The sequence below is a fragment of the Kitasatospora sp. NPDC004669 genome (assembly GCF_040609455.1).
Taxonomy (GTDB): Bacteria; Actinomycetota; Actinomycetes; order Streptomycetales; family Streptomycetaceae; genus Kitasatospora.
In genome coordinates this window covers 175,385-196,457 of record NZ_JBEXKB010000010.1, presented here as the reverse complement: position 1 = coordinate 196,457, position 21,073 = coordinate 175,385, and the positions used below count along the sequence as shown (strand labels likewise).

The 21,073-nt window shown below is 71.5% G+C and carries 21 protein-coding genes and 1 tRNA gene; 12 read left to right on the top strand and 10 right to left on the bottom strand.

Annotation, left to right across the window (positions count from 1 at the left end; genetic code table 11):
- The first annotated feature begins 87 nt into the window (after positions 1–87).
- Entirely contained in the window at positions 88–1,035 is a 948-nt protein-coding gene (locus tag ABZW30_RS11625) for an IS3 family transposase (RefSeq protein ID WP_355670880.1), read from the top strand.
- Positions 1,036–1,163: 128 nt separating this feature from the next.
- Here the strand turns inward: ABZW30_RS11625 and ABZW30_RS11620 are convergent.
- The 3 genes from ABZW30_RS11620 to gcl all read right to left on the bottom strand — a co-directional run bounded on the left by ABZW30_RS11620 (position 1,164) and on the right by gcl (position 3,692).
- Positions 1,164–1,253: transfer RNA gene (locus tag ABZW30_RS11620), tRNA-Ser, on the bottom strand.
- Positions 1,254–1,274: 21 nt separating this feature from the next.
- Complete coding sequence (locus ABZW30_RS11615; protein ID WP_355670875.1) at positions 1,275–1,763, bottom strand: glutathione peroxidase; 489 nt, start codon at positions 1,761–1,763, stop codon at positions 1,275–1,277.
- Between the two features lie 147 nt (positions 1,764–1,910).
- A complete protein-coding gene (gene gcl, locus ABZW30_RS11610) occupies positions 1,911–3,692 on the bottom strand; it encodes a glyoxylate carboligase (RefSeq protein WP_355670874.1) in 1,782 nt (593 codons plus the stop codon).
- Positions 3,693–4,486: 794 nt separating this feature from the next.
- Here gcl and ABZW30_RS11605 point away from each other — a divergent pair.
- Together ABZW30_RS11605 and ABZW30_RS11600 are read left to right on the top strand one after the other, a co-directional pair.
- Positions 4,487–5,959, top strand: a complete 1,473-nt coding sequence (locus ABZW30_RS11605) for a SulP family inorganic anion transporter (RefSeq protein WP_355670873.1) — start codon at positions 4,487–4,489, stop codon at positions 5,957–5,959.
- 113 nt (positions 5,960–6,072) lie between these two features.
- Positions 6,073–6,369 (top strand): MTH1187 family thiamine-binding protein, encoded by a 297-nt coding sequence (locus ABZW30_RS11600; RefSeq protein WP_355670872.1) that lies wholly within the window; start codon positions 6,073–6,075, stop codon positions 6,367–6,369.
- A gap of 11 nt (positions 6,370–6,380) precedes the next feature.
- Here the strand turns inward: ABZW30_RS11600 and ABZW30_RS11595 are convergent, their stop codons facing one another.
- Entirely contained in the window at positions 6,381–6,857 is a 477-nt protein-coding gene (locus ABZW30_RS11595) for a DoxX family protein (RefSeq protein WP_355670871.1), read from the bottom strand.
- Between the two features lie 149 nt (positions 6,858–7,006).
- Between ABZW30_RS11595 and ABZW30_RS11590 the strand changes: the two genes are divergently transcribed.
- The gene (locus ABZW30_RS11590; RefSeq protein ID WP_355670870.1) at positions 7,007–7,585 is read left to right on the top strand and encodes a TetR family transcriptional regulator; all 579 of its coding nucleotides are present in this window, start codon (positions 7,007–7,009) and stop codon (positions 7,583–7,585) included.
- Positions 7,586–7,765: 180 nt separating this feature from the next.
- Complete coding sequence (locus ABZW30_RS11585) at positions 7,766–8,527, top strand: SDR family oxidoreductase (RefSeq protein WP_355670869.1); 762 nt, start codon at positions 7,766–7,768, stop codon at positions 8,525–8,527.
- A 10-nt stretch (positions 8,528–8,537) separates the two neighbouring features.
- Here ABZW30_RS11585 and ABZW30_RS11580 read toward each other — a convergent pair whose 3' ends face one another.
- Positions 8,538–9,224: an SMI1/KNR4 family protein gene (locus ABZW30_RS11580; RefSeq protein ID WP_355670868.1), complete on the bottom strand. Its 687-nt coding sequence runs from the start codon at positions 9,222–9,224 to the stop codon at positions 8,538–8,540.
- A 241-nt stretch (positions 9,225–9,465) separates the two neighbouring features.
- On the opposite strand from ABZW30_RS11580, the gene ABZW30_RS11575 reads away from it, so the two are divergent.
- The 3 genes from ABZW30_RS11575 to ABZW30_RS11565 all read left to right on the top strand — a co-directional run bounded on the left by ABZW30_RS11575 (position 9,466) and on the right by ABZW30_RS11565 (position 12,773).
- Positions 9,466–10,404 carry a sugar ABC transporter permease gene (locus ABZW30_RS11575; RefSeq protein ID WP_355670867.1) on the top strand — a complete coding sequence of 313 codons (939 nt, stop codon included), beginning with the start codon at positions 9,466–9,468 and terminating at the stop codon, positions 10,402–10,404.
- The gene (locus ABZW30_RS11570; protein WP_355670866.1) at positions 10,401–11,285 is read left to right on the top strand and encodes a carbohydrate ABC transporter permease; all 885 of its coding nucleotides are present in this window, start codon (positions 10,401–10,403) and stop codon (positions 11,283–11,285) included. The genes ABZW30_RS11575 and ABZW30_RS11570 overlap by 4 nt, the downstream gene beginning before the upstream one ends.
- A gap of 93 nt (positions 11,286–11,378) precedes the next feature.
- Complete coding sequence (locus tag ABZW30_RS11565; protein ID WP_355670865.1) at positions 11,379–12,773, top strand: ABC transporter substrate-binding protein; 1,395 nt, start codon at positions 11,379–11,381, stop codon at positions 12,771–12,773.
- Between the two features lie 83 nt (positions 12,774–12,856).
- On the opposite strand, the gene ABZW30_RS11560 is transcribed toward ABZW30_RS11565, so the two are convergent.
- Both ABZW30_RS11560 and ABZW30_RS11555 read right to left on the bottom strand, forming a co-directional pair.
- Positions 12,857–13,126, bottom strand: coding sequence for a helix-turn-helix transcriptional regulator (locus ABZW30_RS11560; protein ID WP_355670864.1), 270 nt, complete (start codon positions 13,124–13,126; stop codon positions 12,857–12,859).
- Between the two features lie 50 nt (positions 13,127–13,176).
- The gene (locus tag ABZW30_RS11555; protein ID WP_355670863.1) at positions 13,177–13,659 is read right to left on the bottom strand and encodes a hypothetical protein; all 483 of its coding nucleotides are present in this window, start codon (positions 13,657–13,659) and stop codon (positions 13,177–13,179) included.
- Positions 13,660–13,932: 273 nt separating this feature from the next.
- Between ABZW30_RS11555 and map the strand changes: the two genes are divergently transcribed.
- A complete protein-coding gene (gene map, locus ABZW30_RS11550) occupies positions 13,933–14,700 on the top strand; it encodes a type I methionyl aminopeptidase (RefSeq protein ID WP_355670862.1) in 768 nt (255 codons plus the stop codon).
- 72 nt (positions 14,701–14,772) lie between these two features.
- Here map and ABZW30_RS11545 read toward each other — a convergent pair whose 3' ends face one another.
- Positions 14,773–15,372 carry a cysteine hydrolase gene (locus ABZW30_RS11545; RefSeq protein WP_355670861.1) on the bottom strand — a complete coding sequence of 200 codons (600 nt, stop codon included), beginning with the start codon at positions 15,370–15,372 and terminating at the stop codon, positions 14,773–14,775.
- Positions 15,373–15,431: 59 nt separating this feature from the next.
- Positions 15,432–16,676: an MFS transporter gene (locus ABZW30_RS11540; RefSeq protein WP_355670860.1), complete on the bottom strand. Its 1,245-nt coding sequence runs from the start codon at positions 16,674–16,676 to the stop codon at positions 15,432–15,434.
- Positions 16,677–16,814: 138 nt separating this feature from the next.
- Between ABZW30_RS11540 and ABZW30_RS11535 the strand changes: the two genes are divergently transcribed.
- Together ABZW30_RS11535 and ABZW30_RS11530 are read left to right on the top strand one after the other, a co-directional pair.
- On the top strand, positions 16,815–17,744 hold the full coding sequence (locus tag ABZW30_RS11535; protein ID WP_355670859.1) for a LysR family transcriptional regulator: 930 nt from the start codon (positions 16,815–16,817) through the stop codon (positions 17,742–17,744).
- A 59-nt stretch (positions 17,745–17,803) separates the two neighbouring features.
- The gene (locus tag ABZW30_RS11530) at positions 17,804–18,229 is read left to right on the top strand and encodes an acyl-CoA thioesterase (protein WP_355670858.1); all 426 of its coding nucleotides are present in this window, start codon (positions 17,804–17,806) and stop codon (positions 18,227–18,229) included.
- A 72-nt stretch (positions 18,230–18,301) separates the two neighbouring features.
- Here ABZW30_RS11530 and ABZW30_RS11525 read toward each other — a convergent pair whose 3' ends face one another.
- Positions 18,302–19,342, bottom strand: a complete 1,041-nt coding sequence (locus ABZW30_RS11525; RefSeq protein ID WP_355670857.1) for a YibE/F family protein — start codon at positions 19,340–19,342, stop codon at positions 18,302–18,304.
- 210 nt (positions 19,343–19,552) lie between these two features.
- On the opposite strand from ABZW30_RS11525, the gene ABZW30_RS11520 reads away from it, so the two are divergent.
- Positions 19,553–21,049, top strand: a complete 1,497-nt coding sequence (locus ABZW30_RS11520; RefSeq protein WP_355670856.1) for an alpha/beta hydrolase — start codon at positions 19,553–19,555, stop codon at positions 21,047–21,049.
- The last annotated feature ends 24 nt before the right edge of the window (positions 21,050–21,073 follow it).

Below are 21,073 nucleotides of genomic sequence, written 5' to 3'. Positions count from 1 at the left end.
ATTGAAGCTGAACACACGCCCCCGGAAGACCCTCGACTTCGACACGCCAGCCGATAGGCTGGAGCCCCTGTTGCGCTGACGGGTTGACTGCACCGCGGCCTTCTTCGCGAAGGAGATCGTGAAGTAGGCGCTCTGTGCCTGTTCATCGATGCGGAGAAGGCCACCGAGGCGAACCCCGATGGCTACAGCGTCGCGCGGCTGTGCCGCGTGATGGGCGTGGGCCGCTCCACCTACTACGCGTGGCTCGCGTCACGGCCCGTGGTCGCCGAACGGCAGTGCGCCGAGGACGAGTTGGCGGGGCGGATCCGGGAGATCCATTCCACCTCCCGGGGCGCCTACGGTGCCCCGCGCGTGCATGCCGAGCTGCGGCGAGGCGGCCATGCGATCAACCGCAAGAGGGTCGAGCGGATCATGCGCGAGCGCGACATCCGCGGCATCACCCGCCGCAAGCGCCGCTACCTGACGAAGCAGGACACCAAGGCGGCTCCGGCCCCGGACCTGGTCGGCCGCGACTTCACCGCCGCCCGGCCCGGCACGAAGCCGGTCGGCGACATCACCTACCTGGCGACGATCGAGGGCTGGTGGTACCTGGCCACGGTCATCGATCTGGCGACCCGCGAGGTGATCGGATACGCGATGGCCGACCACCACCGCGCCGAACTGGTCACCGACGCCCTGCGCATGGCCGCCGGCCGCGGCGCTCTGCAACCCGGCTGCATCATGCACACCGATCGCGGAAGCGAATACACCAGCAGTGAATTCCGCAGGGAGATAAGGAAGTTGAACCTGAGGCAGAGCATGGGAAGAACCGGCATATGTTACGATAACGCCGCAGCCGAGAGCTTCTTCGGACTGCTCAAGGCGGAGATCGGCACCACCATCTGGGAGAGCCGCGAAGCGGCCCGCGCCGACGTCTTCCGCTTCATCGAGGTCGAATACAACCGCACCAGGCTCCGCAAACACCCCGAGTTCGGGTACCTCACCCCACTCGAGACCCGAGCCAGGCTGCAGCACGACTTCACCCCCGCAGCGTAAGCACCCGCTGTCCAGGATCAGGGGGGAACTTCAGGATCCTGGCAACTGCAACCAAAACTGCAACCACGGAACGACGAAGGACCCGGCCGCAGTGCGGTCGGGTCCTTCGTTTGCCCTGGCGGGCGAGGCGGAGGATACGAGATTCGAACTCGTGAGGGGTTGCCCCCAACACGCTTTCCAAGCGTGCTCGAGCGCGAAGGCCCGGGGCTGCGAGACCCGGGCCTTCGTCGTGCGCGTGCTCAGGCCGGCAGCACGGCCTCGATCGCGGCGATCAGCTCGTCCGACTCCGGCTCGACGCGCGGGCGCAGGCGCGCGACGACAGTGCCGTCCGGCGAGATGAGGAACTTCTCGAAGTTCCAGCTGACGTCCCCGGCCTGGCCCTCGGCGTCGGCCACCTGGGTCAGCTGCTGGTAGAGCGGGTGCCGGTCGTCGCCGTTGACGTCGATCTTCTCGAACAGCGGGAAGGTCACCCCGTAGGTGGTGGAGCAGAAGCCCTGGATCTCCTCGGCGCTGCCCGGCTCCTGCCCGGCGAACTGGTTGCACGGGAAGCCCAGCACGGTGAACCCGCGCCCGGCGTAGCGCTTCTGGAGGTTCTCCAGGCCGGTGTACTGCGGGGTCAGGCCGCACTTGGACGCGACGTTGACGATCAGCAGCGCCTTGCCCTTGTAGTCGGCAAGGGAAGCGGCCTCGTCGGTCAGGGTGCGCAGCGGGATCTCGTACAGGCTCACGGTGGTGGTCCTTTCAGCAGGTCGGCAGCGGGTTTTCGCCCGGGCACACGGTAGCGGCCCCGGACGGCTCAACCGTGCCGGCGCCGCCGGTGTTCCGGCTGCGAGGGGGCGTACGGAGCGGCTCGTACGCCCCACTCGCTGACGGGGTCAGAGTGCGAGCGGCCGGATGGCGGTCGGCGCGTGCTCGGGGAGGGTGGCGAGCTCCTCGAACTCGTTGACCTTGTCGATGTCGTTGCCGCTCATCGAGATGTTGGTGACCCGCTCCAGGATGGCCTCGACCACGACCGGGACGCGGAACTCGGCGGCCAGCTTCTTGGCCTCCTCGAAGGCGGGCAGCAGGCCCTCGGGCTCGGTGACCCGGATCGCCCTGCAGCCCAGGCCCTCGGCGACCTTGACGTGGTCCACGCCGTACACGCCCAGCTCGGGGGCGTTGATGTTCTCGAACTCCAGCTTGACCTGGAAGTCGATGTCGAAGTTGCGCTGGGCCTGGCGGATCAGGCCCAGGTAGGAGTTGTTCACCAGCACGTGGACGTAGGGGATCCGGTGCTGGGCGCCCACCGCCAGCTCCTCGATCATGAACTGGAAGTCGTAGTCGCCGGAGAGCGCGACGATCCGGCCCTCGGGGTCGGCGGTGGCGACGCCGAGCGCGGCCGGGATGGTCCAGCCGAGCGGGCCGGCCTGGCCGCAGTTGATCCAGTGGCGCGGCTTGTAGACGTGCAGCATCTGGGCGCCGGCGATCTGGGACAGGCCGATGGTGGTGACGTAGCGGGTCTCCGGGCCGAAGGCCTTGTTCATCTCCTCGTAGACGCGCTGCGGCTTGAGCGGCACGTTGTCGAAGTGGGTACGGCGCTGCAGCTGCGCCTTGCGCTCCTGGGTGGAGGCGGCCCAGGCGCTGCGGTCCTTGAGCCGACCGGCGGCCTTGAGCTCCTTGGCGACCTGGACGAACAGCTCCAGGGCGGCCTTGGCGTCGGAGGCGATGCCGAGATCAGGGGCGAAGATCTTGCCGATCTGGGTGGGCTCGACGTCGACGTGGACGAACGTGCGGCCCGCGGTGTAGACGTCCAGGCCGCCGGTGTGGCGGTTGGCCCAGCGGTTGCCGATGCCGAGGACGAAGTCGGAGGCGAGGAAGTTCTCGTTGCCGTAGCGGTGCGAGGTCTGCAGACCGACCATGCCGGCGTTGAGCCCGTGGTCGTCCGGGACGGTGCCCCAGCCCATCAGGGTCGGGATGACCGGGACGCCGGTCAGTTCGGCGAACTCCAGCAGCAGCTCGGAGGCGTCGGCGTTGATGACGCCGCCGCCGGCCACGATCAGCGGGCGCTCGGACTCCTGGAGCAGCGCGACGGCCTTCTCGATCTGGATCCGGTTGGCGGTCGGCTTGTAGACCGGCAACGGCTGGTAGGCCTCGGGGTCGAAGTCGATCTCGGACAGCTGGACGTCGATCGGCAGGTCGATCAGGACCGGGCCCGGACGGCCGGAGCGCATCAGGTGGAAGGCCTGCTGGAACACGCCGGGGACCTGCGCGGCCTCCAGGACGGTGGTGGCGGCCTTGGTGACGGGCTTGGCGATCGAGGCGATGTCGACGGCCTGGAAGTCCTCTTTGTGCAGCCGGGCGACGGGCGCCTGGCCGGTGATGCACAGGATCGGGATGGAGTCGGCGATCGCCGAGTACAGGCCGGTGATCATGTCGGTGCCGGCCGGGCCCGAAGTGCCGATGCACACGCCGATGTTGCCGGCCTTGGCGCGGGTGTAGCCCTCGGCCATGTGGGAGGCGCCCTCGACGTGCCGGGCGAGGGTGTGCCGGATCCCGCCGGAGGCCTTGAGCGCGGCGTAGAAGGGGTTGATCGCGGCGCCCGGCACGCCGAAGGCGACCTCAACGCCTTCGAGCTTGAGGATCTCCACGGCCGCGCGGGCGGCTGTCATACGAGGCATCGGGTCTCTCCTGCGTCGGCCCGCAGTGGCTCGGAGGGCTCATCTCCTGAATTCCACCATACGGAAGAGCGGTTTCTGTATGTGGAAGCACGGTAGGGTTGGGCCCGTCGGGGCGTCAAGGGGGGTTTCAACAGAATGTGGAAGCTGGGGTGGCCGGGTGGACGGTGAAGGTTCGTACACCTGAGCCTCGTTCGTGCTGGTGTGCCCGGGGAAGCGGACGCTCCGGCCCGGCAAGCGCCCCCGGTGTGCAGTGAGGGTGAAGGGATGGTGCCCGAGGTCGGCCCGCCCCGCAGACCTGGGTACCGTCGGTGGCACGCCGGGCCCGTGACGTCCAACTGAGGCCGCGGCAGGGGGGTTTGGGAGCGCCGGTGACCGGGGAAGTCCGCCGGCGGTCCCGTCCAGGACCAGCGCGCCCGGTCCCGCCGCACCCGAGCGGGGGACGCGCCCCCCGGCCGCACCGACCCGACATCCGCCGCCGCCCTCCGGCCCGCCCGGACACGCGGCCGTACCGCTGTCGCCCCCCACCGTGCGGTCCTCCTGGGCTCTTCTCCCCGCTGCGTCCTGCAAACGGCTCCCCTCTGCGTCCTGCGAACGACTCCTCTCTGCGCCCTGCGAACGGCGTGCCCGCAGCGGCGGGCACGCGGAAGGAACGTCCCTATGCGCTGCACCCCTGCCCGACCCCCGGCGGTGACCGGGTGAACCGACCGCCGCACCGGCCCGGTCGTCCGCCGGGCCGCCCCCGTAAGAAAGCCCCGCCGGGCCGCCGCCGGCCCCCGCTCGCCGCGCTGCGCGCCGTGCCCTGGCAGCACGACCTGCCCGCCTCACTGGTGGTGTTCCTCGTCGCCCTCCCGCTCTGCGTCGGGGTGGCGGTCGCCTCCGGCGTCCCGGCCGAACTGGGACTGGTCACCGGGATCGTCGGCGGCCTGGTCGTCGGCGCCCTGCCCGGCAGCAGCCTGCAGGTCAGCGGGCCCGCCGCCGGGCTGACCGTGCTGGTCGCCGACGCCGTCCAGGACTTCGGCGTCGGCGCGCTCGGCCTCCTGGTGCTCGGCACCGGCCTGCTCCAGCTGGCCATGGGCGCCCTGCGGATCGGCCGCTGGTTCCGTGCGATGTCCGCCTCCGTGGTCCACGGCATGCTGGCCGGCATCGGGCTGACCCTGCTGTTCGGCCAGCTCTACGCGCTCGCCGACCGCCGCGCCCCCGCCACCGGGCCGGAGAAGATCGCCGGAGTGCCCGCCCTGCTGACCGACGCCGTCACCGCCGCGGCCAACCCGAGCGCGGTCGCCCTGGGCCTGGGCACCCTGCTGGTGCTCGTCGCCTGGAAGCACCTGCCGGGCCGCCTGGTTCGTGCCGTCCCCGCACCGCTGGCCGCCGTCGGCCTGGCCGCCGCCGTCACCGCCGCCGCCGACCTGTCGGTGGCCCGGGTCCGGGTCTCGGGCCTGCTCGACGTCGTCCACCTGCCCGAACGAGACTCGCTGGGTGCGCTGGCCGGCACCGCCGGGCTCGGCACGGTCGTCGCCTTCACCCTGATCGCCTCCGCCGAGACCCTGTTCAGCGCCGCCGCCGTCGACCGGATGCATCACGGCCCGCGCACCGACTACGACCGCGAACTCACCGCCCAGGGCCTCGGCAACACCGTCTGCGGGCTGCTCGGCGCCCTGCCGATGACCGCGGTGATCGTGCGCAGCGCGGCCAACGTCCAGGCCGGCGCCCGCACCAAGACCTCGCGCGTCCTGCACGGGCTCTGGCTGCTGCTGTTCACCGCGCTGCTGCCCGGCGCGCTCGGGCTGGTCCCGCTCACCGCTCTGGCCGCCGTCCTGGTGCACGCCGGCGCCAAGCTGGTGCCGCTGCGCCGGATCGCCGCGCTCTGCCGCGGCCACCGGGGCGAGGCGCTGGTGCTCGGGGTGACGGCGGCGGCGATCATCGCCACCGACCTGTTCGAGGGGGTGCTGATCGGCGTCGGGCTGGCGGTGGTCAAGTCCGCCTGGCAGACCTCCCACCTGCAGATCGCCGTGGAGGAGGTGGTGCTGCCGGGCGGCCGGCCGCTGCACCGGGTACGGCTCAGCGGCAACGCCACCTTCCTGCGGCTGCCCCGGCTGCTGGACACCCTGGAACGGCTGCCGGGCGACCGCCCGGTGGAGCTGGACTGGTCCGGGCTGCGGCACCTGGACCACGCCTGCACCCTGGCCCTCACCTCCTGGGCCGCCCAGCACCGGGCCCGCGCCAGCGCACCGCTGGCCGTCGAACCGCCGCTGCCGACGGTCGCCTGAGGGCTGCTCAGGCCCCCGTTCACGTCTTTGCGGACGAGGGCGTTTAGCCTGGTCGCGGCCCGGACCAGCCCGGGCCGCGACCAGTGCCGTCGGGTGTTGAGGAGCGCAGAGCCGTGATCGCAGCTTTTTCGGTGACCCCGCTGGGGATCGGCGAGGACGTGGGGGAGGCGGTGGCCGCCGCTGTCCGGGTGGTTCGGGCGAGCGGGCTGCCGAACCGTACGGACGCCATGTTCACCAGCGTCGAGGGGGAGTGGGACGAGGTGATGCCGGTGATCAAGGAGGCGATCGAGGCGGTGAAGGCCTACAGCAACCGGGTGAGTACGGTGATCAAGATCGACGACCGGGCCGGGGTCACCGACGGCCTCACCGCCAAGGTCGCCTCGGTCGAGCGGCACCTCGGCGAGGGCTGAGCCCGCGCCGGTCAGCCGGTGGAGGTCGGCTGGGCGGCCGGTTCGGCCGTCCGTGCCGCCGGCCGGCGGGTGGTGAGCAGCCGGTCCAGGGCGTACGGGCCGGAGCCGAGCGCCGCGATGCTCAGGAAGGCCCAGCAGAACATCACCGAGGGCTCGCCCCCGTTCTGCAGCGGCAGCAGCGCGTGTTCCTGATGGACCGTGAAGTAGGCGTAAGCCATCGAGCCGGAGCAGAGCAGGGCGGCCGATCTGGTGCCGATACCGAGCGACACCAGGGCTCCGCCGAGGAGTTGGATCAGTGCGGCCCACCAGCCGGGCCACTGGCCGAGCGGTACGGTGCCGCCGCCCTTGGCGCCGCCGAGGACGCCGAAGAGCGAGGCGGCGCCGTGGCAGGCGAAGAGCAGGCCTACGACGATCCGAAAGGCCGTCAGCACGAGTGGACGGGCGGCCTCGGCCGCCTGGCGGGGGAGCGGCGGGAAGTGTGCGGGCATGTCGGAACGCCTCCTGCGGGGGACGGAGGGGCGGGGCGGTAAGGCTAGCCATGGTCTAGTCCAGTTGGCAATGCTCCGTCAGATATCAGTCTGGACCACTTCCCCATCTTTCTTGACCGATCGGTTCAGAAAGGACTAGCGTTCCTTCCGTGGCGCGAACGAAGGAATTCGACCCGGACGTGGTGCTGCAGGCGGCCCTGGAGCTGTTCTGGCGGCGCGGCTACGAGGCCACCTCGATGGCCGACCTGGTCGAGGGGCTGGGCATCGCCCGGGCCAGCATTTACGCGACCTTCGGCAGCAAGCGCGAGCTGTACCTGCGCGCGCTGGAGCGCTACAGCGAGCAGCGGGACTCGGGCCAGCTGAACGACCTCTCCCAGCCCGGTCCGGTGCTGCCGGCGGTACGCGCACTGGTGCGCCAGTACGCGGAGGCGGGGGAGGAGGACCGCAAGCGCGGCTGCTTCGTGACCAACGCCGCGGTGGAACTCGCCCCGCACGACCCGGCGGCCGCCCGCAGGGTCGAGGCCAGCCTCGACCACCTGGAGACCGCGCTGACCGCAGCCCTGCTGCGGGCCCGGGCGCAGGGCGAACTGCCCGCCGACCGGGAGCCGCGGGCGCTGGCCCGGATGCTGGTGGTGCTGCTGCAGGGGATCCGGGTGGTGGGCAAGGCCACCGACGGCGGGACTCGTGCGCGGGACGCCGCCGAGCAGGCGCTGACGCTGCTGGACTGACACTCGGCCCTTTCGGTCCGGTGTCTTTTGCCGACGCGATTCTGGACCGAACGGTCTCATATATTCATAGGGGGGTATGCGTGTCGAGACAGCGGGTCGATCCGGCCTTGCGGTGGCCGTCCTGCCCCGAACCACCATCACCACGCCGGAACGCCCCACCCGAATCAAGGAGTTCACGTCATGACCACGCGTTTCGCCGACAAGTCCGTCCTGATCACCGGCGGCGGCAGCGGTATCGGGCGGGGCATCGCGCTGGCCTTCGCCCAGGAGGGTGCCCGGGTCGCGGTCGCCGGGCGCAGCGCCGGACCGCTGGCCGAGACCGTCGACTTGATCGAGCGGGCCGGCGGCAAGGCGATCGCCCTCACCGGCGATGTGACGGATGCCCAGGACGCGGCCCGGCTGGTCCGCGAGACCGTCGAGCAGTTCGGCGGGCTGGACGTCGCCGTCAACAACGCCGGGGTGCTCGGCGCCCTCGGTCCGGTCGGCGAGATCGACGAGGCCGACTTCCGGCGGGTGTTCGACATCAATGTGACCGGCACCCTGCTCGCGATGAAGCACCAGATCGGCCACATGCGGGCCCACGGCGGCGGCGCGATCGTCAACGTCTCCTCCAACGTCGGCGCCCACCGTCGGATCGCGGGCGTCGGTGCCTACGCCGCCAGCAAGGCCGCCGTCACGGCGCTGACCCGCGCCGCCGCCCGCGACCACATCGCCGACGGCGTGCGGATCAACCTGGTGAGCCCCGGCCCGGTGGAGACCCCGATGTCCACCCGGCCCGGGGAGAACGCTGAGGCCAAGGCCGAGCGGATGAAGGCCGAGGTCCCGGCCGGCCGGGCCGGCGCGGTGGAGGAGATCGCCGCCGCCGTGCTCCACCTCGCCTCGCCGGAGGCCGGCTACACCGTCGGCGCCGACCTCGTGCTGGACGGCGGCGCCACCGCCTGATCGGCCGGGCTCAGCTGTTCAGCCAGTCTCCGGGCACGGCCTCGTAGAGCGCTTCCAGCGCCTCCGGGGTTCGTGCCCGGGCCATCATCCAGGTCTCCTCGACCACCCCGATCAGCACGTCCGGCCCCTCGTGCCAGCGGCAGCCCTGGCCGAGTGCGGGCAACTCCCGGAAATCGTCAGGAAGTTCATCGTCCGACTCGGTGAAGTCGGTCAGCTCGTGGTCCTCCAGCAGCTTCTCCGTCATCGCCATCACCGCGGCCGCCGTCGAGAAGCGCTCCTCGCAGGGCTCCCAGTGCTCCTGCGACTTGTCGGCCAGGTCCGGCCGGATCACCGTCGGCGGGTCCTCCTGCTCCACGTCGCCCAGCAGGACGCCCCAGTGCGCGCAGCCCTGGTTCTCCGCCCGGTACACCAGCGCGCCGTCCAGTACGTACAGCTCCTCCGGCGTCAGCAGCACGTCCTGACTGCTGGTGAGGTCGGCCCGGCGGCCGAACAGCCGGTAGGCCTCGCGCAGCGCCGCCGGCAGCCGCACCCCGAGTCGCTGCTCGGCCGCGTCGAGCTCGGCGTCGGTGAAGCCGTCGGCCGCCGCCAGCGGCTCGCCCCAGTGCGCGGCGAAGCCCCTGACCAGTGCCCAGGCGCCCGCGCGGCCGCGCAGGGTTTCGGCCATCGCGGTTCGCATGTCGAAATCCGTGTCGTTCACCCGCGCACCGTACGACACCCCGCTGACACTGATACTCGTAGCCGGGTTCCCGGTGGTCGTGGCTCTGCCACTGACTGACAGCGCTCCGGGCGCCGAACCCCGTCAGCGCACGATCGGCCGGATCTGACGCGAACGCGTAAGCCCGGGGACACTCGCCGATCACCATGGGGTTTCCGCGCCGTCGTTCGGGCAAGACACGGTTTCGGCCGGAACCGACACACGAAAGGCGGACGCGCAACCGATGCCGACCGCACCGCGCACCGCGCCCCTGCCGGGACGCCGCCCACGACCACATCGGGGAGGGCGCTGGGGTGAACACGGGCTCGCCTGGGCCTTCCTGCTGCCCTCCCTGGTGGTGTTCATCCTCTTCATCGGCTACCCGCTGGGCCGGACCGTCTACCTGAGCGGGCACGCCAACGACCTCTTCGGCGCGCCCTCCCGCTACGTCGGGACGAAGCACTACACCGACCTGCTCGGCTCGGCCGACTTCGGCCGGACGCTGGGCACCACGGCGCTGTTCACCCTGCTCACCGTGGTGCCCGGGGTGTTCGGCGCGTTGGTGCTGGTGCTGCTGCTGGAGAACCGGATCCGCGGTGTACGGCTGCTCCGCTCCGCCTTCGCGCTGCCCTTCGCCTTCTCGGTGGCCAGCGCCTCGGTGGTCTTCGCGGTGTTCTTCAACCCCGCCAGCGGGGTGCTCAACGGCCTGCTCTCGCACGTCGGCCTCGGCCCGGTCGGCTGGCTCACCGACTCCCGGTACGCCCTGGTCTCGGTGGCCGTCACCACGATCTGGATGAACCTCGGCTACAACGTGCTGGTGCTCTCCGCAGGCATCGGCTCGATCCCGGGGGAGATCGTGGAGGCGGCCCGCATCGACGGCGCCTCCGGCCTGCGGCTGGCCCGCTCGATCACCGTCCCGATGCTCGGCCCGAACCTCTTCTTCCTGACCGTGGTCTCCACCGTCCACGCACTGCAGAGTTTCGGCCAGATCCACATCCTCACCAAGGGCGGGCCGGACGGCGCCACCCGGACCCTCGTCTACTCCGTCTACGAGAAGGCCTTCGCCTACAACTCCAGCGACTTCGGCATGGCGAGCGCCCAGGCCGTGGTGCTGCTCGTGGTCGTCCTCGCCTGTACGGCCGTCCAGTTCGGCGTCCTGGAGCGGAAGGTGCACTACGCATGACCACCGTCGTCAGTGAGACCGAGGCGGCCCGCCCGCGCACCCGGGTGCTCGCCGGGCGCTCCCCGCGCGACCTGCTCGGCCGCGCCGCCGTCTACCTGCTGCTCGCCGTCGCCGTGGTCACCGTGGCCTTCCCGGTCTACTACGCGATCGCCGGCGCCTTCATGGACCCGTCCGAACTCTCCTCCTACCCGCCGGCGTTGGTGCCCCACTCGGTCACCGGGCGGAACTTCGCCGGCGCCGTGGACACCATCCCGCTGGCCCGCCAGTACGCCAACTCGGCGATCACGGCGACCGCCATCACCCTCGCCCAGCTGTTCACCTCGATCCTGGCCGCGTACGCCTTCGTCTTCCTGCCGCTGAAGGCGCGGGCCGTGGTGTTCGGGGTGTTCCTCGCCACGCTGATGGTCCCGTGGGAGGCCATCATCATCCCCAACTACCTGACCCTGTCGGACTGGGGTCTCGGCAACACCTACTTCGGTCTGGTGCTGCCCTTCCTCGCCTCGGGCTTCGGCACCTTCATGCTGCGCCAGTCCTTCCGGCAGCTGCCCGGCGAACTGCGCGACGCCGCCCGGATCGACGGCGCCGGGCACTGGCGCTTCCTGTGGCGGATCGTCGTCCCGCTCAACAAGCCGGCCCTGGCCGCGCTGTCGATCTACGTCTTCCTGTCCGCCTGGAACCAGTACTTCTGGCCGCTCATCATCACCCGCACGGCGAACATGCAGACCCTGCAGATCGGCCTCACCTCGCTGCGCGACTCCGAGATGGCCGACCCCGGGCTGATCCTGGCCGGCGTCGTGCTCTCCCTGCTGCCCACCCTCGCCCTGGTGGTCTTCGGCCAGCGTTTCATCGTCCGCGGCCTGACCGCGGGCGCCGTCCGCTGACCGGTCCCGTGCCGGATCGTCCGTCCCGCTTCCGCAAAGAACTTCCGCGAAGAACCTCCGCAAGAAGAACCTCCGCAAAGAAAGAGAACCCTCGTGAAGAAGAGTGCGCGCGCGCTCGCGGCCCTGCTGGTGGCCGGTCTCTCCCTGACGGCCTGCAGCTCCTCCGACTCCGGCTCCGGCTCGGGCGGTTCCTCCGACGCCGCCGCGCCCGGCGCCCAGGCGCTCGACCAGGCCTCGGGCGTCACCAGCATCGAGTTCTGGCACTCCATGACCGGCAAGAACGCCGACGTGCTGAACGGGCTGGTCAGCCAGTTCAACGCCGCCCACCAGGGCAAGATCGAGGTCAAGGCGCAGTTCCAGGGCAAGTACGACGAGCTGGTCGCCAAGTACAAGGCCGCGGTGCAACAGAAGGGCACCCCCGCCCTGGTGCAGGTCTACGACATCGGCACCCGGTTCATGATCGACTCCAAGCAGACCGTCCCGGCCCAGGCCTTCGCGGACAAGGACGGCTTCTCGCTGGACGACCTCGACCCCAATATCCGCAACTACTACTCGGCCGGCGGCAAGCTGGTCTCGATGCCGTTCAATTCTTCGATGCCGCTGCTCTATCTGAACACCGATGCGTTCAAGGAGGCCGGTCTCGACCCGGCGCAGCCGCCGAAGGACCTGGGCGAGCTGGCCGACATGGCCAAGAAGCTGACCAAGAAGGACGCCGACGGCAAGACCGTCCGCTACGGCTTCGGCGCCGCGATCTACGGCTGGTTCGTCGAGGAGCTGCTCGCCGAGTCCGGCACGATGTACTGCGACAACGAGAACGGCCGCAGTAACAAGGCGGGCAAGGTCGTCTTCGACTCCGCCCAGGGCGCGCAGATCGTCCAGTGGTGGGCCGACCTGGTCAAGGGCGGCTACGCGGCCAACACCGGCCGGGTCACCGACGACGCCCAGGCCGCCTTCAAGGCCGGTACGGTCGCGATGCACCTGGAGTCCACCGGCGTGCTGCGCGGCTACACCGAGGCCGCCAAGTTCGGCGTCGGCACCGCCGCCTTTCCCAAGGTCACCGCCGCCGACCAGGGCGGCCCGGTGATCGGCGGCGCCTCGCTGTGGATCAGTGGCCCCGGCCACTCGGACGCCGAGAAGCGTGCCGCCTGGGAGTTCGAGAAGTTCCTCACTTCCCCCGAGCAGCAGGCTGCCTGGCACACCGGCACCGGGTACTTCCCGGTCAACAAGAAGTCCCTGGACGACCCCAGGGACAAGGAGTGGGTGGCCAAGTACCCGCAGTTCCAGACCGCCATCGACCAGCTGAAGGCCACCAAGCCCACCCCGGCCACGGCGGGCTGCCTGCTCGGTGTGATGCCGCAGGCCCGCAAGGGCGTGGAGACCGCCATCGAGCAGACCGTCGCCGGTGGCAAGACCGCCCAGCAGGCCCTGGCGGACGCGGTCAAGGAGCTCCAGCCCGCGATCGAGAGCTACAACAGCTCGGTCGGCTGACCGGTTCGAGCATCCGGTGGCGGCCCGCCCGGCGGGCCGCCACCGTTGGCGTCAGGCGGAGAGCGCGCTACGCGGACAGCACGCTACGCGGAGAGCGCCTCGCCGTCCTCGGGCAGCGTGCAGGCGGCCGCGAGCTCATCCAGCGAGAGGTCCAGCGCGAAGGCCAGCGCCGCGATGGTGAAGAAGGACGGCGTCGGCGCCCGACCCGTCTCGATCTTCCGCAGCGTCTCCGCCGAGACACCGGCCACCGCCGCCACCTCGACCATGCTGCGTTCGCCACGCGCCTCACGCAGCAGCGCACCGAAGCGCTCCCCACGCTCGCGCTCCCACGGGGTCAGCGGAGTCCTCACCATGGCGCCGAGTCTAGGGCCTGTTGTGAAAGTGCTAGGCCCCCGCGGGCGGATCAGTGCTCGCCGGGCCAGCTGGGGAGGGGGGCCGGGCCTCCCGGTCGCTCGGGGTTCAGAGCCAGGCAGAGGATGACGACGGTGGTGTTGCGCTCCTCGCTGTAGGAGCCGAAGACGTCCTCCGGCTCCGAGTCGCACGCGTGCTGGGCGCTGCCGTCGTGCGAGACCTTGGTGACCTTGTAGTCCGCGTTGGGCTTGGTGCAGGCCACGATCTCCATCTTCGGCTTCTTCCCGTCACCGATGTCGTGCACGCAGTCACCGGCTTTCGAAGCGGCCGGTTCCGACTTGCTGGCGTTGCCGGAGACGATCAGGCCGCCGGCCATCAGCGCGACCAGGAGGAGCGGGCCCCCCACGCGCTTGCCGAGGCGGCGAAGCCGCGAGGGCCCGGGCGGGGTGGGGAGTCCGTGGTTCTCGGACTCCGGGGTGGGCGGCTCGGCCGGCTTCGGGGTGTCGTCGACGGCGGGGAGCGGCGGGGTGGTCACGTTGGTTCCTCGTGATCGGATCATCGGATGGTGCCGCCGAACCTTAGCGGATCATGAGCCCGGCTAGCCTGCGCATTTCCCCAGGCCAGAGGCCTTATCGGCCGTTGCGGCCCACCGAGGCGAGGGTGCGTGGCCCATTGGCCCGTCAACTGGCGTGTCACGGCGAGTAGTTGCCGACATCCTCCCGGGTCCGGGGGTTGACGCGACTTCACCTCCCTTCCAGCCGTGATACAAATACCGGTATAAGAATTGGATCCAGGGGAGTGATTCACCATGGTCGAACTCAAGTCGGACGCCGCGCTCGCCGCGATGCGCGAAGCCGGTCGGGTGGTCGCCGACGCGCTGGCGGCCGTGCAGCGGGAGGCGGCGGTGGGCGTCAGCCTGCTGGAACTGGACGAGGTGGCGCGGGGCGTGCTGCGCGAGGCCGGGGCCGGTTCGCCGTTCCTCGGCTACCGGCCGTCCTTCGCGCCCGTCCCCTTCCCCGCCGTCATCTGCGCCTCCGTCAACGACGCCGTCGTGCACGGCATCCCGGACGGCTATCGGCTGCGCGACGGCGACCTGGTGAGCATCGACTGCGGCGCCGTGCTGGACGGCTGGTGCGGCGACGCCGCCGTCAGTTTCACCGTCGGCGCCGCCCGTCCCGAGGACGCCGAGCTGATCGCCGCCACCCGGCGCGCCCTGGAGGCCGGGATCGCCGCCGCCGTGGTCGGCAACCGGATCGGCGACATCGCCCACGCCGTCGGCGCCGTCGCCCGGGCCGGGAGGTACGGGACACCCGAGGGCTTCGGCGGGCACGGCATCGGGCGCCGGATGCACGAGGACCCGCACGTGCCCAACGACGGCCGCCCGGGCCGGGGTTACCCGCTGCGCCCGGGCCTGGTGCTGGCCATCGAGCCGATGCTCACCGCGGGCGGCCGCGACGACTACGACACCGACCCGGACGGTTGGACCCTGCGCACCGTCGACGGCAGCCGCGCCGCCCACATCGAGCACACCGTCGCCATCACCGAGGACGGCCCGCGCATCCTCACCCTGCCGTAGGGCGTGTCCGGCCGGTCGGATGCCGCCGCACCGGCTGGGTGCGGCGGCCGTGGGATCCGCGCGCGGTTCGAGTCAGGAAGCCCGGAGCAGGGCGTGCAGCTCGACGGTGTCGACGATGTGGGCCCGTGCCGGGAGAACGCGCTGGAGCAGGACGTCGTGGACTCCGGTGTCCGGGTCGGCGACGCCGTCGGACAGGACGTAGAGCCGGTAGTCACGGTCGGCCGCGTCGACGACCGTGGACAGGACGGCGCCGCTGGTGGTGACGCCGGAGACGACCAGAGTGGTGATACCGCGCTCGCGCAGCCGCCGGTCGAGGTCGGTGGTGGACAGGCCGCCGTGACGGGTCTTGCGCACGACGATGTCGCCGTCCTGGGGAGCCAGGCGTTCGTGGATGGCAGCGGCAGGGTCCTCGTGGTGCATCACCCGGTGTCGGGCCAGCGGGGCGAAGGACTTGTTGCCGGCCGGGATCGCGTCCCAGTCGGCCTCGGTGAAGCCGACGCGTACGTACGCGATGGTGCCGCCCTTCGCGCGAACGTCGGCGATGGCCCCTTCCACACGGCCGAGCAGGGCCTCGCGGCCCCCGCCTTCGGGCAGGACGGCCAGGATCGCGGGCTGGTAGTCCACGACGAGAAGAGCGGTGTGCGCGGGGTCGAGTGCGGGGGCGGTGCTCACGCGGGGTTCCTCCTTGGTGCTTCAGCGGCGTTGGTGCTTCGGCGGCGAGTCGCGGTGCGTCAGGAGAGGCTGGGGGACGGTTCCGGCTCGTGCTGCGACGTCTGGTCACGCCGGGGGAGCAGGAGCGGGGTGGCCAGGATGAGCAGTCCCGCGACCGCGAGGGCGGCGCGCGGGCCGGTGGCGGCGGCGAGTAGCCCGCCGAGCGCGGTGAAGACGGCGATGGACGCCTGCTGGCCGATCGACCAGGCGGAGAGGGTGCGGGCGACGAGGTGCTTGGGCGTGCGTTCGAGCCGGTAGGTGGCGAGCACCGGGGTGAACAGGCTCATGTTGATGATGATCGCCAGCTCGACGGCCATCACGGTGGCGAGGCCGACGACGCCGGGACGGACGAAGACCAGGCCGATCAGCCAGACGGCGCGCAGGGTGCCGACCACCCGGAAGACCCGGTGCCGGCCGTAGCGAGCCACGACCCGCTGGGCCAACCGGGAGCCGATGAGTCCACCGAGACAGGGGGCGGCGAAGGCGAGGCCGTACTGCCACGGCGGGAATTCGAGCTGGCGGAGGAGGAGCACGGCCAGCAGCGGCTCGGTGGCCATGATCAGGCCGGCGACCAGCATGTTGTTGAGGTAGAGCGCCCGCAGACCGGGATCGCCCATGATGTGCCGCCAGCCGTCGAGCACCGCGCCCGCCCGCACCGGGCTCTTGCCGGTCGGTGGCGGCGCTTCCTCCCGGCCGCGGATCGCGGTGATGCCCAGCGCGGAGAACAGGTAGCTGAACGCGTCGGCCACCACCGTGGTGACCGGCCCGAACAGGCCGATCGCCGCCCCGCCCAGCGGTGGCCCGACCGCGATGGAGCTCCAGTTGGTGGACTCGAACCGCGCGTTGGCCACGAGCAGGTCGTCCGGCCGGACGAGGGCCTTGAGGTAGGCGCCGCTGGCCGCGTTGAACGCGATCTTGGCCGCGGCGACCACGGCCGAGATCACGAGCAGCTGGATGAAGCCGAGCCGGCCGAAGGCATAGGCGACCGGGATCGTCGCCATGGCCGCGAACCTGGCCAGGTCCATCACGATCATGACCGGGCGCTTGCGCCGGAACTCCACCCACGGCGCGAGCGGCACCGCGATCAGCGCGCCCATCGCGGGCCCCACCGCGGACAGCGTGGACACCTCGGCGGAGCCGGCGTGCAGCACCAGCACGGCGATCAGTGGTAATGCCCCGAACCCCAACCCGGACCCGTACGCGCTCACCGCGTACGCCGCCCACAGCCAGCCGAACCTCCGGCCCAACGGCCTCCTGCTCACCATGCTCAGCGCGCCCCTCGATGTCTCACCCGAACAAACCGACGTTGACCGGTGAGAGCTAAGCGAGCGGCACAACCGCAGGTCAAACAACCGCCCTGCCGACCCTGCACAACCATCCGTTGTTCACTACGCTGGGTCGACGTGGATCTCGAAGCTGTACGCACCTTCGTCACCGTCGCGGAAGCGGGCCAGTTCCAGAAGGCCGCCGTCGACCTGTCGATCACCCAGCAGGCCGTCTCCAAACGCATCGCCGCACTGGAGCGCGACATCGGCGTGCGGCTGTTCACCCGCACGCCGCGCGGCGCCGAGCTCACCATCGACGGGCAGGCGTTCCTGCCCCACGCGCGCGATCTGCTGCGTGCCGCCGAGCGCGCGGTCGCGTCCGTGCGCGCCGGCCGCCGTCCCCTGCGCGTCGACGTGATCGCCTCACGCGGCGCGGCGTCGGGCCTGATGCGCGCCTTCCACAGTGCGCACCCCGAGATCGACCTCGACGTGCTGATGCTGCTCGACATCGAGACGGCCGTCACCTCCATCCGATCCGGTGCGATCGACGCGTCCTTCCGCGCCGTCGCCGCGCCCGGCCGACACCTTCCCGAGGACATCGAGTCCGTCCGGGTGCTCGACGAGCCGCTCCAGCTCCTCACCGGCCCCGCCCACGCGCTGGCCGGCGCCAAGTCGGTGACCGTCGCCGAGCTGGTCGGCCACCGGATCTGGATGCCCGGCATCCTCCCCGGCAGCGAGTGGGCCGCCTTCTACGAGGACCTCGTCGCCGAGTTCGGCCTCACCATCGAGGCGACCGGCCCCAACTTCGGCTCCGACGCGCTGCTCGACACCATCGCCGACACCCCGGCCCTCGCCACCTTCATGAGCGAGCAGACCCGCCTCGTCTGGCCCGCCGGCCACGGCCTGCGCCGCATCCCGGTGACCGACCCGACGCCCGTCTACCCGCACTCGCTCCTCTGGCACCGCGACAACCCCCACCCGGCGCTGGCCACCCTCCGTGCCCACCTCGCCGCCCCAGCGGCCGGTCGCTCCGGGGCCGGGACCTGGACGCCCGGCTGGGCACGGTGATCACCGGGGTGACGGACGACACGCGGTGTCATCCGTCCACCCGGAGTACCGTGCGGGACATGACAGACCAGGACTTCGCCACGCGGGTCACCGTCCGCGGCTATGAGACCGACACCCAGGGCCACCTGAACCAGTCGGTCTACCTCCAGTACGCCGAGCACGCGCGCTGGGAGTACCTCCAGGCCGCCGGGATCCGGCAGGCCGATCTGCTCGCCAAGGGCGTGGGACCGGTCGTCCTGGAGACCACGGTCAAGTACCTGCGGGAGCTGCGCGCAGGCGACTCGGTGGACATCAGCTGCGCCTTCGCGTGGCGGGACGGCAAGACCTTCCAGGTGGTGCAGCGGTTGATCCGCGAGGACGGCGTGCTCGCCGCGGAGATCACCGGCGTGGGCGGCATCCTCGACCTGGCGGAGCGCCGGCTGGTCAAAGACCCGCGCGAGCCGCTGCGCGACCTCGCCGCCGACCCGGGCCTGCTCGGCCTCTGACCGCCTGTCGAAGCCTTCTGGGGCGCGTCTTGTGGATCTTGTCGGACCCGGCAGAGATCCGCTGGACACGCCCTAACCGTGCCGGTGCAGTCCGGAGCCCGCCGCCGTCCGAGGATGGTCGGCGGCGGCGATCAGGGCGGCCAGTCCGGTGGTGACCGGCACCGAGGCGACCAGCCCGATGCCGCCGACCAGGGCGCGCGCGACCTCCTCCGCCACCAGTTCGCTGGTGGCCACCGACACCACGTCCCGGTGCGCGATCGAGAACAGCAGCAGCAACGGCAGCGCGGCGCCCGCGTAGGCCAGCACCAGGGTGTTGACGGTCGAGGCGATGTGGTCGCGCCCGATCCGCATGCCCGCCCGGTAGAGTTTGCCGGCGCCCATCGTCGGGTCGGCCTGGTGCAGCTCCCAGATCGACGAGGTCTGGGTGACGGTCACGTCGAACAGCACGCCCAGCGAGCCGATCACGTACCCGGCGAGCAGCAGGCCGCGGATCTCGATCCCGGGGTAGAGGCCGTGGACCAGCCCGGTCTCCTCCGAGGTGTTTCCGGTCAGGTGCGCCCAGGAGGCGAACACCAGGCTCAGCACCCCGATCAGCACCAGTGACACCAGGGTTCCGAGCACCGCCACCGATGTCCGGGCGGACAGCCCGTGGCACAGGTAGAGAGCGATCAGCATGATGGCGCCGGCGCCGACGATCGCCACCAGCAGCGGGTCCGAACCGCGCAGGACGGCGGGCAGGATGAACAGCGACAGCACCGCGAAGCTGATCACCAGCGCGATCAGCGCGGTCACCCCGCGCCAGCGCCCGACCACCACCACGATCACCGCGAACAGGCCGGCCAGCACGCCCATCGGCAGCCTGCGCTTCGTGTCCACCGCGGAGTACCGCAGGTGCTGGTCGAAGCCGGTCCCGGTGTGCGGGTGGGCGGGGACCCCGCTCGGCCAGAGCACCACCAGGCCGACCGCCACCGCCACCGCGAACGGGATCAGCACGGCCGCGATCACCTTGCGCAGTCGCGCGGAGACCGGCGCCGCCGGACCGTGGGCGTGTGAGTGCCCCACCGCCGCACCGCCGCCGCCCGCGTGTTCGTCCTCCAGCGTTCCTGCCGTCACCTCACGCCTCCTCGGTTCTCCTGCCATCGCGCCGGAGCCGCCGCGACCCCCGCATCATCGGGGTCCGACGGGCCGATGCCCCGCAGGGCGCGAACCGTGGGCGCGCCGTGGGCGGGCGCAGGCCCCCGCCGGAGCCGGGGGATTACCCCACCTCCGACCGACCGGCTTCCCGCATGGGCCCAAGTCCCCTGCCCCAGCAGACTCTTGGCCATGACGAACCCCATCCGACGCACCGCCGCCGCCATCGCCGCTGCCGCCGCCATCGCCGTCACCGCGCTCACCACACTTCCCGCCGCCGCCGACCCGGAGCACGCCGGCCGCGACCGGCTCGACTGGTCCGCCTGCCTGGGCCAGAGCGACTCCCGCCAGGAGTGCGCCGACCTCGCCGTCCCTCTGGACTACAACGACCCGGACGGCCAACAGATCACGGTCGCCGTCTCCCGGATCGCCACCGCCAAGCCCGGCATGCGTCACGGCGTGCTGCTGATCATCCCCGGCGGCCCCGGCGACAACGGCCTGGACCGCCCGAGCAGTGTGGTCAAACGGCTGCCGCAGTCCGTGCTGGACCGCTTCGACCTGGTCGGCTTCGACCCGCGCGGCGTGGGCCGCTCCACCCCGGTCAGCTGCGGCCTGGACCACTCCGACCTGGCGATGGTCAAACTCCGCCCCTGGCCCGCCGCCGACGGCTCGATCGACGGGAACCTCGCCACCGGCCGCCGTTTCGCCGAGGCCTGCGCCCGCAACGGCGGCCCGGTGCTGCGCAGCATCTCCACCGTCAACGAGGCCCGCGACATCGACAGCATCCGGCGCGCCCTGGGGGAGCGCCGGCTCTCCGCCTGGGGCACCTCGTACGGCACCTACGCGGGCGCCGTCTACGCCACCATGTTCGCCGAGCACACCGACCGGATCGTGCTGGACAGCAACGACGACCCGGACCCGTCGCGGGTCGGCCGGGGCTGGCTCGCCGCCTTCGGCCAGGGTGCCGAGGACCGCTTCCCCGATTTCGCCGAGTGGGCCTCGGCGCCCGGCAATCCGGACCGGGTCGCCGACACCCCCGAGCAGGTCCGCCCGCTCTTCCTGGACCTCGCCGCCCGCCTGGACCGCGAGCCGCTGCCCTGGCCCGGCGCCAACCCGGCCGAGCTGGACGGCAACGGGCTGCGCGAGACCATGCTGGAGAGCCTGTACGCGGACGCCAAGTTCCCCGACCTCGCCCGGCTGATGCTGGCCGCCCAGGGCCGCCGCCCGCTGCCCGTCCCGGTGATGGCGCCCGACGAGGTGCTGCAGAACCACATCGCGGCCTCGGCCGGCACCCTGTGCAACGACGTCGACTGGCCCACCGATCCGGCCGCCTACGCCAAGGACGTCGCCGCCGACCGCGCCGCCCGTCCGCTCACCGCGGGCATGCCGGTGAACGTGATGCCCTGTGCGTTCTGGCCGTTCGCCCCGGCCGAGCCGCCGGTTCGGGTGACCGGCCGCGGCCCGGCGAACGTCCTGCTGGCCCAGAACCTGCGCGACCCCGCCACCCCCTACCGCGGCGCGCTCAAGCTGCGCGGGGCCTTCGGCGACCGCGCCCGGATGGTCACCGTGGACTCCGGCGGCCATGACGTCTACCTGGCGAACGGAAACGCCTGCGGCGACGCGGCGGTGACGGACTTCCTGGTGACCGGCCGTCGTCCGGCCGAGGACGTGTTCTGCCCGGCGAGTTGAGTCCGGCGACCTCGTGCGCGGGGG

Excerpts from the sequence above, each read along its gene's own strand:
- gcl (WP_355670874.1), bottom strand. The coding sequence starts at position 3,692 with ATGCCTCGTATGACAGCCGCCCGCGCGGCCGTGGAGATCCTCAAGCTC.
- ABZW30_RS11595 (WP_355670871.1), bottom strand. The coding sequence starts at position 6,857 with ATGCCCGCACACTTCCCGCCGCTCCCCCGCCAGGCGGCCGAGGCCGCC.
- ABZW30_RS11585 (WP_355670869.1), top strand. The coding sequence starts at position 7,766 with ATGACCACGCGTTTCGCCGACAAGTCCGTCCTGATCACCGGCGGCGGC.
- ABZW30_RS11575 (WP_355670867.1), top strand. The coding sequence starts at position 9,466 with ATGCCGACCGCACCGCGCACCGCGCCCCTGCCGGGACGCCGCCCACGA.
- ABZW30_RS11570 (WP_355670866.1), top strand. The coding sequence starts at position 10,401 with ATGACCACCGTCGTCAGTGAGACCGAGGCGGCCCGCCCGCGCACCCGG.
- ABZW30_RS11560 (WP_355670864.1), bottom strand. The coding sequence starts at position 13,126 with ATGGTGAGGACTCCGCTGACCCCGTGGGAGCGCGAGCGTGGGGAGCGC.
- map (WP_355670862.1), top strand. The coding sequence starts at position 13,933 with ATGGTCGAACTCAAGTCGGACGCCGCGCTCGCCGCGATGCGCGAAGCC.
- ABZW30_RS11540 (WP_355670860.1), bottom strand. The coding sequence starts at position 16,676 with ATGGTGAGCAGGAGGCCGTTGGGCCGGAGGTTCGGCTGGCTGTGGGCG.
- ABZW30_RS11530 (WP_355670858.1), top strand. The coding sequence starts at position 17,804 with ATGACAGACCAGGACTTCGCCACGCGGGTCACCGTCCGCGGCTATGAG.
- ABZW30_RS11520 (WP_355670856.1), top strand. The coding sequence starts at position 19,553 with ATGACGAACCCCATCCGACGCACCGCCGCCGCCATCGCCGCTGCCGCC.